This window comes from Duncaniella sp. C9, assembly GCF_004803935.1.
GTDB classification, from domain to species: Bacteria; Bacteroidota; Bacteroidia; order Bacteroidales; family Muribaculaceae; genus Duncaniella; species Duncaniella muris.
The window spans coordinates 40,870-57,308 of record NZ_CP039547.1; the positions used below are offsets into that span (position 1 = coordinate 40,870).

The 16,439-nt window shown below is 38.9% G+C and carries 13 protein-coding genes and 1 pseudogene; 9 read left to right on the forward strand and 5 right to left on the reverse strand.

Features of this window, described 5'->3' with window-relative positions; genetic code table 11:
* Nucleotides 1–41 precede the first annotated feature (41 nt).
* The 6 genes from E7745_RS00245 (at nt 42) to E7745_RS00270 (ending at nt 8,003) form a co-directional block, all read left to right on the forward strand.
* Complete coding sequence (locus E7745_RS00245; RefSeq protein WP_136408039.1) at nt 42–1,169, forward strand: GyrI-like domain-containing protein; 1,128 nt, start codon at nt 42–44, stop codon at nt 1,167–1,169.
* Nucleotides 1,166–1,834, forward strand: a complete 669-nt coding sequence (locus E7745_RS00250) for a 4Fe-4S dicluster domain-containing protein (RefSeq protein WP_136408040.1) — start codon at nt 1,166–1,168, stop codon at nt 1,832–1,834. The genes E7745_RS00245 and E7745_RS00250 overlap by 4 nt, the downstream gene beginning before the upstream one ends.
* Before the next feature lie 3 nt (nt 1,835–1,837).
* Entirely contained in the window at nt 1,838–3,088 is a 1,251-nt protein-coding gene (locus tag E7745_RS00255; RefSeq protein ID WP_136408041.1) for a sigma-54 dependent transcriptional regulator, read from the forward strand.
* Nucleotides 3,089–3,302: 214 nt separating this feature from the next.
* A complete protein-coding gene (locus tag E7745_RS00260; protein ID WP_123475616.1) occupies nt 3,303–4,568 on the forward strand; it encodes a DNA methyltransferase in 1,266 nt (421 codons plus the stop codon).
* 4 nt (nt 4,569–4,572) lie between these two features.
* The gene (locus E7745_RS00265) at nt 4,573–6,801 is read left to right on the forward strand and encodes an ATP-binding protein (RefSeq protein ID WP_136408042.1); all 2,229 of its coding nucleotides are present in this window, start codon (nt 4,573–4,575) and stop codon (nt 6,799–6,801) included.
* Nucleotides 6,798–8,003: a hypothetical protein gene (locus tag E7745_RS00270; protein ID WP_136408043.1), complete on the forward strand. Its 1,206-nt coding sequence runs from the start codon at nt 6,798–6,800 to the stop codon at nt 8,001–8,003. The genes E7745_RS00265 and E7745_RS00270 overlap by 4 nt, the downstream gene beginning before the upstream one ends.
* A gap of 81 nt (nt 8,004–8,084) precedes the next feature.
* Here the strand turns inward: E7745_RS00270 and E7745_RS00275 are convergent, their stop codons facing one another.
* Complete coding sequence (locus tag E7745_RS00275) at nt 8,085–9,311, reverse strand: transposase (protein ID WP_136408044.1); 1,227 nt, start codon at nt 9,309–9,311, stop codon at nt 8,085–8,087.
* Between the two features lie 192 nt (nt 9,312–9,503).
* Here E7745_RS00275 and E7745_RS15215 point away from each other — a divergent pair.
* A pseudogene (locus tag E7745_RS15215) lies at nt 9,504–10,604 on the forward strand (DUF4238 domain-containing protein).
* Nucleotides 10,605–10,709: 105 nt separating this feature from the next.
* On the opposite strand, the gene E7745_RS00285 reads toward E7745_RS15215, so the two are convergent.
* The 3 genes from E7745_RS00285 to E7745_RS00295 form a co-directional block, all read right to left on the reverse strand.
* Nucleotides 10,710–11,909, reverse strand: coding sequence for a PcfJ domain-containing protein (locus E7745_RS00285; protein WP_168181924.1), 1,200 nt, complete (start codon nt 11,907–11,909; stop codon nt 10,710–10,712).
* A gap of 88 nt (nt 11,910–11,997) precedes the next feature.
* Nucleotides 11,998–12,441: a Cas9 inhibitor AcrIIA9 family protein gene (locus E7745_RS00290; RefSeq protein WP_168181926.1), complete on the reverse strand. Its 444-nt coding sequence runs from the start codon at nt 12,439–12,441 to the stop codon at nt 11,998–12,000.
* Nucleotides 12,442–12,462: 21 nt separating this feature from the next.
* On the reverse strand, nt 12,463–12,675 hold the full coding sequence (locus E7745_RS00295; RefSeq protein WP_136408047.1) for a hypothetical protein: 213 nt from the start codon (nt 12,673–12,675) through the stop codon (nt 12,463–12,465).
* Between the two features lie 696 nt (nt 12,676–13,371).
* On the opposite strand from E7745_RS00295, the gene E7745_RS00300 reads away from it, so the two are divergent.
* Nucleotides 13,372–14,712 carry an ATP/GTP-binding protein gene (locus tag E7745_RS00300; protein WP_136408048.1) on the forward strand — a complete coding sequence of 447 codons (1,341 nt, stop codon included), beginning with the start codon at nt 13,372–13,374 and terminating at the stop codon, nt 14,710–14,712.
* 1 nt (nt 14,713) lies between these two features.
* Nucleotides 14,714–15,427, forward strand: coding sequence for an RloB family protein (locus tag E7745_RS00305; protein ID WP_136408049.1), 714 nt, complete (start codon nt 14,714–14,716; stop codon nt 15,425–15,427).
* A 12-nt stretch (nt 15,428–15,439) separates the two neighbouring features.
* Here E7745_RS00305 and E7745_RS00310 read toward each other — a convergent pair whose 3' ends face one another.
* Nucleotides 15,440–15,736 (reverse strand): hypothetical protein, encoded by a 297-nt coding sequence (locus E7745_RS00310; protein ID WP_136408050.1) that lies wholly within the window; start codon nt 15,734–15,736, stop codon nt 15,440–15,442.
* Between the last annotated feature and the right edge of the window lie 703 nt (nt 15,737–16,439).

The window sequence follows — 16,439 nt, forward strand, 5'->3', positions numbered from 1 at the left end:
AGTTGCAGATTGAATAACTTTGCTCTCTATAATAACCGACAATGACAAAAGATAAAAAAACTAAATACTGCCAAACGTGTGGGATACCCTTAGATATTGATTATGACAATCTTGGGGGAGGTACGAATGTGGAATATTGTGACTATTGCCTGAAACATGGTGTCAAAGGGTACGATTTCTCAATGGACTATCTGATTTATCTTTGGGGGCTTTTCCCTGAAGAATATTATAAAGAAGCAGGTATCTCCTATACATCAGCTGAAATTAGAGAAGTAATGTCCAATCGCCTTCCCCGAATCAAGCGATGGAAGCAAAAAATCAATACTGCACATGTCCTATATGAATTGATTATGAGGGTACAGGAATACATTAACCGACATTTATTTGATGAGCTTATTCTTGACTCTATTTCGCAAATGGTAGGTATATCTAAATATCATTTCCGTCGTGTTTTCAAAGCGGTATGTGGTGAAAATATCGGCCTTTATATTCAACGGTTAAGGCTGGAATATATCGCTTTTAAATTAATCTCAACTGATATAAGCGTTACGGAGTTGGTATACCGAACAAACTATCAGAATAAGCATACCCTTTCAAGAGCATTCAAAAGTTATTTTGGGTGTACAATACCCGAATTTCGCAGACTACACTCAAATGCAAGCCCGGATGGGATGAACCCGGTGTATATTACACCCTTAATTAAACGCATCCCTTTAGTACGTATTGCATATCTTAAACTGGAATGGACAGAACATATAACTCATGACTTTACAGTATTATGGGAACAAGTTTTATCTCTTTCAAAAAGTTATAATCTGCAATCAAACGGCGGTAGATTCATAAGTTTGACACTTGACTGTCCGTTGATTTCATCAGAAGAAAAAGCCAGATTCTTGGTGGGAATAACTATTCCGACGTCATTTAGTGTTCCCAAAGGCTTCTTTACTTATGAAATAGATGCTGGAGAATATGCAATATTCCACTTCAAAGGGTTATATCATGAACTTAATAGGGTGTATCGTTACATATATATTGATTGGTTACCAACAAGTGGATATACTTTAAGAGAGCCTTATACATTTGAAACTTATCTCAATACTCCAGAGAAGACTTCTGTTTCAGAATTGAGAACGGATATTTATGTTCCAGTCATGAGGAAGAAAAAATGAAGACCTTAAACTTAGAAATAGAACAATTTTTAAGGAGTGAAAATGTTGATTTTGTTCACTTTGTAAATATTTCGATACTTAATAAGCAACAGAATAGAGGGCTCCCATACGCGATACTGATGGGAATCGCTATAAATCCGCAATTTATCAAAGGTGTATATGAAAATCCCCATTATATACATTCTGCTACTGATGAATACGCCCAAACAGAGGAACTTATCGGATTAATTGCTGATAAATTAGCAAATCGACTTATTAAAAAGGGATTTAAAGCTCTATCTCAATCGGATGGAGGATTAATCACCGAGAATGCTTTTGACTTCGAGACAAAAAGCTCAATTCTTCCACATAAAACGATTGCCGTGCTTAGCGGTCTTGGGTATATTGGTAAAAGCAATCTTTTTATCACAACAAAATATGGAGCAGCGCAGTGTCTTGGAACTGTTTTAACAAACGCTCCGCTTTTAGTAAAAGAACACAAAATTCAATCACCAAAATGCTACAACTGTAATATATGTAGAAATGTATGCCCTAAAAAAATTTTGAGAGGAATTAGCTGGAATATTAATATCTCAAGAGATGAAATAATAAATGTTTATAACTGCACCGCTTGTTTAAAATGTATGGTCTATTGTCCGAAAACGCAAGCATACGTCTCATACTGAATAATGGCTCGACAAATACTTATAATTGACGACAACGTATCTGACTCCAATGAGATAAAACGGCATTTATCCGGATTACGCGCAGAGATTTATCAGGCTTTGCGAATTGGCATGGCTAAAGAGGATCTGACAAAATTCAATAAAGGCGATATTGTAATTTGCGACGTCAAACTGCCTGACGGCGATGCCGTTGAGTTGATGGAATGGCTTGACAAAAAGAATATCCGATGCAGTGTTTTTGTAGTAACTGATGTCGAAACGGTCGCAGATGCTGTGGCATCGTTTCGAGCCGGGGCAAAAGATTATGTAAACAAGCGTCTTATCGGTGAGCTGCTCCTGCCGAAGATAAAGGCGTTGTTTGTGAAGAACGACGTCAGCAATTTTCCTTTGCTGTTTTCCCGCAAAAGCGACGGATGTCTGCGTGCGTACAGTTCTGCTCATAGAGTAGCACCTACAAACCTGAATGTATTGATTATAGGTGAAAGCGGTGTGGGGAAAGAACCTTTGGCACAGGAGATATATGATCTCAGCACAAAAAGCGACAAACCATGCGTATTGCTTGACTGCGGAACACTCCACTATCTTGCGTTGAACCATAATTCCAAACAACCTATGTCGCTACTGGATGTCGTGGCTTCACAGTTTCATAAGGTGCAAGGTGGCACGGTAATACTCGATAATGTCCAGTTGCTTTCGCCGGATATGCAGTCTATAATTCTTCATGTACTCGCGAACAGCAAACAAGATACGCGAATTATCGCTACTGCCACACCGAATATTACAGAATTGGTGGCAGAAGAAAGTTTTCTCTCAGCGTTGTTTTACAAAATCAAGGAATTTACAATAACGCTTCCGCCTTTGCGCGAATGTCAGGATGACATACCGTTGCTTGCCGATTTCTACTTACGGCATTACAATAACGAATTCGGCAAAAACGTAAAGCGGTTTGATAACTCCGCACAAAAAGCGATGCGATTCCATTTATGGCCCGGCAATATCCGTGAACTTAGACACGTTGTACGCGTCGCTGTACTGAAATCCCGTGGCGATGTCATCTCAAAAGATAATCTTGAACTTGACACACCGGCAAGTAGTGTCCACATGAATTTTCGGTTGGATGACAGCAGCTTCGAGAAAGCAAAAATCACTGCCGCGATAGCCCATACCGGAGGTAATATGGCACATGCTGCTAAATTGCTCGGCATCTGCGAAAAAGCCTTATGGGCAAAGAGGAAAAAGTATGGGCTGAAATAAATTCCTACTAAAGAAATGTGCCAAAGCGAAGCTGTGCTCTAATGAATCAGACAAATCAATCGTGTGCTATGTCATGATAGGACAATGTAAATGATCATATATTGCCATAACCAATATTCCATTTGGAACATTGGGGGAAAAAACGTAAATTTGCACTTAGTTTGGTGTGGTGTAGCTATACATGGCAACATTTATACCAAATGATTGATTTAAAATGAATGTTAATATACATAATTTCAATACTCTAGACTTCGACTCCATCGCGATTCAGCCTGAGTGGAATTTGCCGGAAAAGCGAGAAAATCGTATGCATAGCATACACGCTTATCCAGCAAAATTTCCTGCGTTCATTACCACAAAAGCAATTGAAAAAGCATCTCAGAATGGCATTACGGTGAATAATATCGCTGATATTTTTTGTGGATGTGGAACTGTCGCATTTGAAAGCGTATGCGCTGGTCGCAACTTTTGGGGGTATGACATTAACCCCGTAGCGACTTTAATTGCATCCACAAAAAGTTGTTCATATGATGATTGTAGAATAGAAGCATACTACAAATCTATTTTGGAGGCTTTTGAGGTATGCCAAATAGATGAACAAAATTCTGTTTATAAAAACGAACGGATAAATTATTGGTTTAGTAAAACTCAAATAGACCTTTTACTCCGCTTGAGAACGGCGATTTATACATCTGTCGATAATCAGAAATATCTTAATTTTTTCCTTTGTGCGTTTTCAAATATCCTCAAACCTTGCTCTAAGTGGCTTACAAAATCAATAAAACCACAAGTTGATCCGAACAAAGCTCCTAAAAGCCCACTAGAAGCCTTCGCTTTTCAAATAAATATGATGAGAAAAGCTAATAAGGAAATAGAAGGGATTAGAGGTGTCGCACATATAAATACAGCCAACTTTTTAGAGCAACAATTTGACGAACCGTTTATTGATTTAGTTGTAACAAGTCCTCCATATGTTACTTCATATGAATACGCAGACTTACATCAACTATCTACTTTATGGTTAGGATATACTGATGATTTCAAAACATTTAGAGAAGGAACTATCGGTAGTCTTTTTCATTCAGAAGACTTCCAACTTAATCAAGATAAATTGAATAAAACGGGAAGTGAAATAGTATCTTCTCTTGCCAAAGTAGATCGCAGGAAAGCAAAATCTGTAGCCCAATATTATGTAGATATGCAGTTGGCCATCAGTAAAGTTGCAAAGATGCTCAATCAAAATGGAGCATGTCTTTTTGTTATTGGTAATACGGAATATAAAGGTATTCATATCAACAACGCTCAACATTTGGTTGAATGTTTAATTTCTGAAGGTTTTGAGAATATTGAAGTTGACCGTCGTAAGATTTCGAATAAAATACTAACTCCGTATAGGGATGCAAATGGTAAATTTGCCAGTATTGCAGAAAGTAGCCGAAAAATTTATTCAGAAGAGTTTGTAATTTTTGCACAAAAATAATCCGATGGCTGTAATTAAACACGACAGTGCCCCATTTGAACCTTATGCTCGTTTAATGACAATGCTAGGGGATCAGTTGATAACTGACAAGAAAGTGGCAATTATTGAGCTAATTAAGAATTGTTATGACGCTGATGCAAAACTTGTATCAGTAGCTTTTTACAATATCCAAAATATTGGCCTAAACGATTTACCACAAAATGAATTAGCATATGTTGAAATTAAGGATGATGGAATAGGAATGTCCTTGGATACCATAAAAAATGTTTGGCTAAGACCTGCTACTCCTAATAAGATGACCACTAAACGTAAAGACAATCGCACAAGGTTGGGACGCATCATCCAAGGAGAAAAGGGTATTGGTCGTTTTGCAATCCATAAATTAGGAACTAAAATAGAACTCTATACTCGTACTGAAGGTCAAGAAGAAGTCAAACTTCTTATGAATTTTTCGGACTATGATCCTGATCAATCCAATCTATTCAATCAGCAGGGTGAATACAAACTTCTTCAGGATGTCACTAATGATTGGTACGTAAATTCTCCCGCTGAAGTTATTACCTCTGGAACTGGCACAGTCCTTCGAATATACTTATTAAGAGAAAACTGGTCTACCAAAGATTTTGAAGAGCTTTATCGTAGCATTCAGCGGATGATTCCTCCAATAGATAATTCTGCAAGACAGTTTGGAATAATTCCAATAAAAGACTTTGATGTGTTCCTTTCTGTAAATAATAAACCATTTGTTGCAGAAGAAGGAACGTCTTTTAACGATGTGATTGAGAGAGCTCAATATCGAATAACAGGCTCTGTTTCAAAAGATGGAATTTTGTCATTCCAATATAAATCTACTAATCCTTATCGAGAATTTAATAGAGAATTAAATTTGCTCGATAGGAATCATCTCGCACATCACAATTATTCATCTTATGCTATCACAGAATTTCTGAAACGCGAACAGAAATTGAATTGTGGCGGCTTCGATTTTGCATTTTATGCCTTTGATTTAGATAAACCGGATAAAACAATCCTTAACGAGGATTTAAAACGGTTTATCAAAGAGAATTTTGTGTATGTCCTTAGAGATGGTGTTCGAGTTTACCCATATGGAGAAAAGGGAATTGACTGGCTTTCCTTGGATAAACTTCGTGCCACAAAAAAAGCGGGACAATTTATCAGCTATAATGATTTAACGGGATTTGTATATATCACTCAAGAAGGAAACCCCAAATTAAAGGACTCAACCAATAGACAAGGATTAATTGACATTGATGGTGCTTTTGAAGCTTTTACTAGTCTTGTAACTGCTGTAACAGAAATATTTAATGCAGAAATAAAAATCGACAAATTAAAAAAGAATATACAAACAGCAAACCGTCTTAAATCAACAAAAGATAAATTACAACAAGCATATATTAGCTTCGAAAAGAGACTCTTGGCCCTTGATGACAAAGAAAGCTTAGAAAAAGCCAAGAAGTTTGTTGATGCATATGTAGGACATTTTTCTGTCATTCAAGATCGTATGCAGACTGTTGAGGATTTAGCCGGATTAGGAATGGCAGTAGAACGTTCTTCTCATGATTCGCTAAGACTTCTCTCGCTAATGAAAATGAATCTGAAGAATGTTTCCAAAAAAGCCAAGAAACATATTTTGAAAGATGAGGAACTAATTTCCTTTATCGACGATATGACGGAGAATATAGATATCGTGTATGACGATATGCAAATGATCCAACCCTTATTCAAGGTACAAAGGAAGTCTATTAAGGATATATCTATATACGAATCCTGCAAAAAGGTATTTAGATATTTTCGGACCGAAATCAATGATGAAATATCTTGCAAGATAATTCTAACTGGTGATGATTTAATTATTCGGACTAATGCAGGACTTATTTTACAAGTTCTTATAAATCTTGTGGATAATGCTATTTATTGGATTAAATCCACATCAACAAATATTGAAAGGGAACTCTATATCCAGATAAATTCAATTAATAATACTTGTATCATTGCCGATAATGGTCCAGGTGTACGAGACGATATATCTTCTATGATATTTCAAGAATTCGTTTCTATGAAATCGAATGGTCGAGGCCTTGGACTCTATATAGTTCAAGAGCTACTAGGACGGATTGACGCTACAATTGAGTTGATTGAAGATAACAAATATAAAATTTTGCCAGGAGCAAACTTTAAGATTACTTTTAACCCTAATGTTAATCAAAAATGAACGGAGTTATAATTTTCGCTGATGATGATGTTCTCAAATCAGGCAGACCAGAGAATAATCTATTCAATACATTCATTAACTCCGAAGACGAGTTAACGGTAATTCCTATATCTACACTTGAACATCTCTCAGGGGTATTGAGATCCGTTTCAACAATTCGTTGCTTAATATTAGATTGGACTTTTGAAAAAGAGATAGAAGGCATTTCTAAGAAAGAGACTCCATTGGCTATATTAAGGGAGAATAATATATATTCTCTTGTGTATATTTACTCAAGAGATGCTTTGTCAGACGAAACAAAAACAGAATTAGACAAAAGGTTAGGGAACAAAATAAGGTATAGAGAAAAAAACAATGATTTAAATCCAGAAAAAGAGTTTTCGTCCATAATGGACGAAATCAAGTCTTTAGAGGATCAAAATAGTCATATGCAAATTCCGAAACTTTGGAGCCAAACTATTAATCAAGCTGTTCAAGAGCTATTTGTGGATTTCGAGCAAGCTACAAATAATTGGATTACGGATATTAGGGATAGTGCAAAATCTGATGGTTCTGATGGCGCGTCTGAAGTGATTAGCATTTTCCAAAATGTGCTATCAGAAAATCTAATACAGCATCCTATATTACGTGCTAAAATAGATGCTTTAGTTGCAAGTGGCGAAAGTAGTGCTAACGAAAAAGTAGCTCAATTGTATCGTCATATAATGTATTTGAAGGTTCTACCAGAAACACCTTTAACAACTGGAGATATCTTCAAATTTGCAGAAGATTATTATGGTATATTAATATCTCCCGAATGTGAAATCGGAAATTTGTCTGAATTAGCGTTTCTTATCATAAGTCATACCGGGTATAAAGAATATATAAACAAAACATTTACCAAAGGACAGGAAAGTGGATGGTATTCCGATATTAAACAGAAAGATAAGCCCAAATATCGTGGAATATTCCATAATGGTGTGTTATCGTGCCATATTTTACCATCTTTCCCATTTGATGAGAACAATAATAAGGCTGGATATATTAATTTCAAAACAGGATTTAGATTATTTCATAAAGATACTATAATGCCTAATCGGACCCATTATAGACTAATGGCACCATATATACATCAGCTAAGGCAACGATATTTATCGTTCTTTGGAAAATATGGCGTATCCGAATTTCCCAATAGTTTAAAAGACCATAATTTAAATTGGTGAACTTTTATTTTCAAAAGCGGGAATTTTTCTATACCTTTGTAATACAATGATTCGGTAAAATTTGAGGTCGTTCAGTCTTGGCTAAGCCGCTAACTGAGCCAACCGATGGTTTATTTTCTGAATTATTTTTAGATGCGGAGATTTTCCGCAAGTCGAAATAATTGTTGAGGCGAGATAAGATTCAAACATAAGCCGTTTGAACTGCGCTACCGAAAGATCCGGATAATCCTTCCTTATGACCTCTTTGCAGACATTGAGGGCTGTGAAGGAAAGATTGAACGCAAAGTCAAGCCGCTCCCTGTCGCGGGTCTGCTGTGACTGAAGTCCGGTAAACTGCTTGGCATCGCGTATACCGAACTCAATCTGAAAGCGGGTGCGGTAGAAACCGATGATCTTTTCAGGCCTCATGTTGGTGTCGGTAGAGAAGTAAAGAAGAGGCTCTGCGTTTTCAACCGGACAGACCACGATACGGATGTCGCGTTTCAATGCCCTCGAATGTACGACCGCCGTGTGACATCGGGTTTTGTTTCCTTTGGAATCCTCATATATGAATGAAGTGAACACGGATATGTCAAGGCTGGAGAAATCCACTTTCTCTCCATACTTTTTCTTTCTGCCGCGTCTTCGCGGGGCGGAGGAATCCGGTATGGCCAGATACCTCAGATATGAGTTGGCACGTAATCTCCCGACAAATCGAAATCCCATGCCAATCACTTCATTTACAAACTCATATTTGGAGAAAAAGGCATCGGCAACCAGAATATCCGTCAGTGAGAGCAGCTCTGCCGCCTTTGACCTGACAAGTGCCACATACCAGTCAAGCATTGACATGTGCTTCTCGGACTCAAGAGTCTTGAAGTTCGGTGACTGGACAGCACCCAGCATCACGCATGTATGTTTACTCAGACTTATTGCCCCGATCGCCATTATCTCCAGACCGCGTTTGACACGTTGTGCCACCCCTGACCAGAAACGGCCTATGCCATACGTCAGTCTGCCTGCTTTTGAAATGAACGACGGATCGATTGCCACTGCCATGTCATGGGCCGGCCCAAAACAATCCTGCGCCATACCTATGTTGACTTTCATCCAGTCTACGGATGTCTTGAAATTGGAGGCAAAGGTCTTGGCTGTACGACCGCCATAGCGCGACAGCCGGGTAAAATTGACTTTGCCCGGAATCAACGCTACAGTGCGTATTGTTAAAATCAGCCAGTTGAGGAACCTTTTGCTCATCTTGGTTGTAGTATTTTCAAATACCGACTTACACCGAAAGGTGAAGTCTTTGAGAATCGCCAATACGTTCATACGCTAAGTTTTTTTATAATGAACGATTTGGCGATTCATTTGTATTTGATAATTCGTTATATTAACTTAAGTTTCAACTACTTCTGTAATTTTTACCGAATCATTGAGATAAAATAAATACTTTGTAAAAGTGTGCTATATATTTTTATGGCACACTTTTTGCTTTATATAGGGCATAAATATCATCAATTTATGGCTACACAACAAAAGAAAGGTGAAACTAAGAATCAGCATTATGTTCCGCAATTTTATCAGCGTAATTTTTCAAACGATGGAAAAACAATTGGAGCATATGTTTTAGAGAAGAGTAGATATATACCTAAAGCTCCAATCAAGAATCAATCAAGTGGAGACTATTTCTATTCTGATAATATGAAAATTGAAAAGACCCTTGGTTTAATGGAGGGAATGGCAAATGTCGTTATCAAAAAAATTATAGAATCACCACTTGAAAGAATATCAAAAGAAGAAGAATATACGTTGTATGTATTTACAATGTTACAAGCAGGTCGAACTATATTTCAAGTCGAACTTATAAAAGAATCAGCGAATCTTTTTGTCCGCAACACTCTCAAAAAGATAATAGAATTAAAAAGAAAATATGGGAAAGAAGAGGAAGTCGCTGACATTACTGATGAAATAATAGACCGTGTTGAATTAAATTTCAACTCTGTCGGGATGATGGCACTTGGGACACAAGCGCAGCTTGTGAATACATGTATTGATTTAGACTATAAAATCATCATAAATAAAACAGAGAAGTCCTTTTTAGCAAGTGATAATCCGGCTGTTATATATGATGTGTTTATGGAGCGAATGAAACAAATTTATGCGTTGGGGAGTTGAGGGTTAATGATATATTTACCCTTATCGCCCTTTATCGCAGTTTTGTATTATGATTCTAAATGTTACAAAGTTGGTGATAGGGAAAAAAAGTATGTGGATTTAATTTCCGAGAAAGACGTTGAAGAGTTAAATAAGTTGATTGTTGCAAAAGCTTCTAATGTTGTTTATTTCCGCCCAAGCACTTATTCGGAGTATCAAATTCGGAATTTTTGTGATTGTGTCATGAAGTACCGGCTATCAGACAAAGTGGCAGGTTATCCCGAAATGGTGTCAGAAGACGGTAATCCAATTATAGGATCATATCATATTCTGATGTTTTGCAATCTTTCTTTGTCATTTGTTAAGGAGTTGCCTAAATATTCATTTATTAAGCCGAATCAATATAATCCGGCTATTCATCGGTTAAGAGAAATTGCATATTATCGAGATGATTTTATTTTGAAGTAAAAAATAACATGGTTTGTCGCCGCCTTTTGGCGGCCGAAATTTTTGGCAAAATGAAGGTGACGGAGGTCTTATGCTCCGCCACCTTCATCGCTGATATGGCATTGGCTATGCTCTTTTTCTTTCTGCTATCATCTTCTTGTTGGCGTTGATGATACCTGCTATCTGCTGGGTGTACTCACATATTTCATTGGCGAAGGCTCGGCATTGGATTATGTGGTAGTCGTCAAGCGAAATTTCGATGGTGGCTATCTGCTTGTTTCCGATGCTGGCGGTAAGGGTCAATGTATCCTCTTTAAGGTAATATTTGGCAGTACCGCAACAGATAGATTGTTTATCTCCGATTTTATAGTAATCGTTGATGGTGTCGATTGAGTGGATTTCAATCTCTCCGTCAGTCATTTCCATTCCGAAGTAGCGGGATTTGAGTTCCTCAAACTTGGTTTTGTCCTTGATGGCTTGCTGACGCTCTATTTCTCTTTGCTCCTTGATGCGCTGACGGTTGACTTTTGCCACATATATGTCGTGGGCGGTTTTGAGGTCTTGGGGTGCTATCAGCGAGGGGGAATTGAGGTCTTTGCCCATACGCTCCAACATCTTGATATAGTCAAACCACATTCTAACGTCCTTGAACTCGTATCCGTTGCGTTTGGCTATCTTGATGGTGTTCCAATAGTCCTCGATGTCAGCCTTATTGGTGGGTCTCAGACAAAGGTATCGGAGTAATTCTGTCTCGTTGGATTTCATCAGTGTCTCAGCCTTAGGGTTGGTCAGCAACTCTTGGAAGAGGGTTACGGGGTGGATATGGTGGATAGAGTTCTTGAACCCGTTACGCTTGATGGTGTCAATCACCTTGATGCGGGGGTAAACCCATTCATCGGATATGCGCTGGAAGGCTTCGTTGTCACGCCTTATCTCCAATGGAGACCCAAAGGCGAAACTATCTATGTAGTGTCCCAGAGTCCTCTGCAACCCTACAACTGTAATATTACCCTTGGGGTCAATCCAATAACTGCCGATTTCAAGATAGGCGGGACTTGCCTTCATACCCTTGCGCATTTCAACTATCATCAGGAACATTCTGACTACCTGATAGTCCTCAATAGTCGTGATGATGTTGAAATAGGACTTTTCGCGGATAACACGCTCTTTGGTGTCCTTGATTTCTATCTGAGTGCCACATTCGGGGCATAGGCACGTTCCGTTTCGGGTTTCCAGCCACTCGTGACCGCATTTCATACAGGTACACATTCCATTCTTCAACCTATAGCCATAGTGATTGATGGTAGAGTTGAGTGCCCAATTCATTTGGGGAGTGGTGAGCGGGCGAAGTCGCCCACTCAGTTCCACTATATGCTTCTCTCTTAAATTTCTCGGTCTCATAGTCTTGTGGTGTTTAGAGTTCATCAAACAGATTTGGGATAGTGTCAATCTCTGCTCCGGCTTTTGGAGCGGTGGCGTTCGCCTTGGGTTGAGTCTTAGGTTGAGATTGTCTGCGGAGTTCTCGGAGTTGCTCATCCTTGAACTGCTCCATAGCCTGCTCTTTGAGTTTGGCTTTGTCCTCATCGGATAGTTCCGGCTTTGATACCACAATATTACAATTGACTTTTCCGCCTTCCTCAATCTCATTCTCGTCGAAGTAATGAACCAATATGTTCATCACGGTAGCGTCATCGACACAGCACAGACCGCTCTTCTGAATTTGTCCGCACAGATAGTTTACTGCGCCTTCCATACTCTTGGACGGGTTCGCCATCTTGATAGCGAATGTGGGTTCTGCGATACAACGCTCTTGGAGCATCTGCTGCATTGCTGCGATTGCAGCGTTGTTTGATTTCATAGTAGCCATATCAGTATTGTATTAAAGTGTGAATATCCAATAGATTATCAGTATTGCGGTTATGAGGGATATAACCCAGCCCGCACCTCGGATTACAGGTCTGACCATCGCCCACACCAGAGTTCCGATTATTGCTCCGATGATGATTGCCGCCACCTTAGCAACCCTTTTTATTTGGTTGAACCTGAGGCTTTGAGCTTCGCTTTGACTTTTTATGTGGCTGTTTGTTTTCATCGTTGCGACTTTTTTTTATTTGTATATCACCATCGGTTTTCGCTTGCTTGACACCTCAAAGGCGTGTGGTGGACAGAGGGGATGTTCGCCCTTTGGCTTAAAAATACAAGCTGACCATCGGGAAGTCTGGAGATTTTTCAGTCAAAAGGCAAAAGAATATCCCCGGCACCACACGTTAACTATTGGCAAGCAAGTTAAAATCGCTGTTGATTAGACAATAACAGGAGCCACGACTCCGGCACGGTGAAAACATACGGCGACATAATCACTATGAAAATTTCGTAGTATTGAAATGTCTATAAATAGAATTGTCCGGTCCCGAAAAGGCGAGTCTGTGATATGCCGACGACGCAGGAAGACGGCATATCACTGTCTTGGCTCGTGGACTGCTGACCAACGGAGAGTGGCGCAACGGCTCCAACTACGAAAGATGGAGACGACTTAAGAACACGGAGTGGCTGAAATAGCAAGAGCAGGTACAGCGAAGCAACCCGCTCAGGCTATCAGACACTCGGTGTTTAGCCGACTCTTCAATTCAGGGAATGCTTCGCTTGCGACCTAAAATACCAAGCACATTTAAGAAATCAATTTCGATTTATGTGTTAATTTCTAACGGATATAACAACTTTACTCCTCTATAATTTGTTTATTAGAAAAATAATCGTAATTTTGCGGTGTGCTTTTAACGTTTTCGATATGTTATTAAGATTTGCAGCTGAAAATATAATGTCTTTTAAAGACTCTATAGAATTTAATACATTTACATCTAGTAGAAGCCAGAGCCATGAGTGGCATAAGGTAAACTGCAATGGTGTGGATGCGCTTCGCATGTCAGCTATCTATGGAGCCAATGGAGCAGGCAAGAGTAATTTGCTAAAATGTATCGATTTGCTCAAAGAGATGGCAAGTTCCGATAAACTAAGCGATTTAAATCTAAAAGATGATTTATATTTCAAGTTTGACCCGGATGACATGTTGAAGCCTTCGGAACTAGCTATAGAATTTTTTACGAATAATCAAACTTTTTACTACCACATAGTATTTAATCGAAAAGAGGTTATTGAAGAGGAGCTTTTTCTTAGTGGAGGAAAAGAGGATATACCCATCTATAGGAGAAAGAATAATGATGTTATTCTCACTGTCGAGAATATACCTAAGGAGGACAAGAATGCTTTCATAAAAGTGTTCTCCGATGCTATGAGTCGAATTATTCGACCGGATATGTTGGTTCTCTCCTTTTTTGGAAATTATTATTCAGAAGAGTTTCCTGTTGTCAAGGATGCTTACGAATGGATTAGAAAACTACAGATTGTCTTACCAGGGAAACGTTTCGGTTTTCTTGTTCATACATTTGATGTTAATCAGGATTTCGCTGATATGGCTAATGAGATATTGCCCGAGTTGAAGACTGGCATCACACGTCTCTATATAAAAAAAGAGGTGATAGATGAAAATGACATAGATGGAAATCCCGGTCTAAGAATGGCGATTGATGCATCAAAGGATCAACCTGGAGTACCTCAAATGTATAAGAAATCTGCATTATCAAATGAAATCTGCAACATTGTAGTTGAAAATGACACTATAATATTGAAATCTTTGGTTGCGCTTCATATGGATAAGAATGGTAATGAAGTGCCAATGGATTTGGAAGATGAATCAGATGGAACAAGAAGGCTTATAGAATATATGCCTTTAATATATTCCATTTTAAAAGGAGATGCGGTGTATATTGTTGACGAGATTGAGCGCAGCATACACCCAATACTGATTAAAAGTATAATCAGCAAAATCTCTGAAAGTCACGAGGCAAAAGGACAATTGATTTTTACAACCCATGAAAGTTGCCTACTCGATCAGTCAATATTTAGACCTGATGAGATTTGGTTCGCGCAAAAAGATGTTGACCAATCCACCCAACTCTATCCACTAAGTGACTACAATATCCATAAGACAGCCAATATTGAGAACGGTTATCTGAATGGCCGCTATGGTGGAATTCCTTTCTTGTCTAACTTGTCTGATTTGAAATGGTAATATGATTAAGAGAAGAAAGGATTATGTCAAACGTGCGCCATCCAAGGATGCAAGCAAGATTTACATCATTAGTGAGGGGACGGATTCCGAAATTAAGTATCTAAATTTCTTTATTGGCTTATCATCGAACCTTGAGTTAATTGTGATACCGTCCGAAAAAGGCACTGATCCATTAAAATTGAGAGAACTGGCTAAGGAAAAATTCTTTGGCACAAATAGGGTACATACATTGGATTACATGCAAAAGGATCAAATCTGGTTTGTTATTGATACCGACACGTGGGAACAGGAGGGTAAGATAACCCCACTTAGGGACTTTTGCTCCGTTAATAATAATAACATTCCAAAAGATTACGATGAAGTTAAAGCATATGAAGCTTGGAATGTAGCTCAAAGTAATCCCTGTTTTGAGGTGTGGCTATATTATCATTTATATGGTGAGATACCGGACAGCTCATCCGTACCTAAAGATCCAAACATCAAACGATACATCGACAGTCTTATTGGTGGTGGATTTGATTACGAATGTGATCCAGCAAGAATTCAATCGGCGATTCAGCGAGCTAAGAGAAACTTTCGGCTTGATCAAAATGAAAAGTTAAAATGGTTTGCGACAGAGTTTTTCAAGTTGGGAGAAGAAATCGAAAAGTTTACCGGCAACGAAACGCGCAAACTTCTAGGAAAATTAACAAGCGGGCACTTCCCTAGTAGGTAATAACATTATTCATTAACGCAGGAAGGTGGCAAATCGCTGTCTCGGCTCGTGGACTGCTGACCAACGGAGAGTGGAGTAACGGCTCAAACTACGAAAGACGGAGGCGGCGTAAGAACACGGAGTGGCTGAAAAGACAAGAGCAGGTACAGCGAAGCCTGCGGAGCAACCCGCTCTTGTCTTTTCAGACACTCGGTATTTAGCCGACTCTTCAATTCTGGCAATGCGGTCTGCGGTAGTGTCGGACTTGCTCCAAACGCCGCTGACGGCATTGCCCAATACCTGCGAGGCCACACTTGCGATTGCCTGCAAAGTCGCGCCTCTCGCAGTTCAGAATCGAATAATTCCGTCAGATTTGTAATCAACTGATTTTTCGTAGTCTGTATGTCAGGAAATTTTCGTACCTTTGCAACATCAAAAGTGCCGGTATTGACTCTAAGGTTCAATGCCAACACTATAAAAGGGGAAAAAGAGGTCGTGCATTCTGCTGCACGACCTCGCTTTTTATAGCTAAAATCCCAAGCCTTTGCAGAGACGAACCATTATCTTGCCAAAATAGCAGCCAAGCAATGTTCATTTTAGGGATTATTAAGATAATGACTATTGCACAGATTGTCTTAATACATTAATTTTGTAAAGTCGAAGGGAGTTATAAGAACTCTATGGAGACATCCGGACTGCAGAGGCGGTCTAAAACGCATAACAAGGCAATGAAGAATGATGAAACGGATAGGTGTTCAAGACGTGTCCATTCTATAAATTTCATCAAATACAATTCTGAATATCACCCATTTAACTGCAATAACGCAGTGCAAGTGGGACCACCTCTTGAAAGTCAAGCAGTTACGAAACGAATCGTAGCTGCTTTTTCTTTTGCCTTGAACACAAATCTGAACACAACTCCGCGCCAACTCATTTCAGCCGCCATTGACAGCCGCCGTGTTCATGCCCTTGTGTTCAAATTCTGTGTTCAAACTATGGCTGAGGAAAAAATAATATGGTAGAGCTTTTTCTT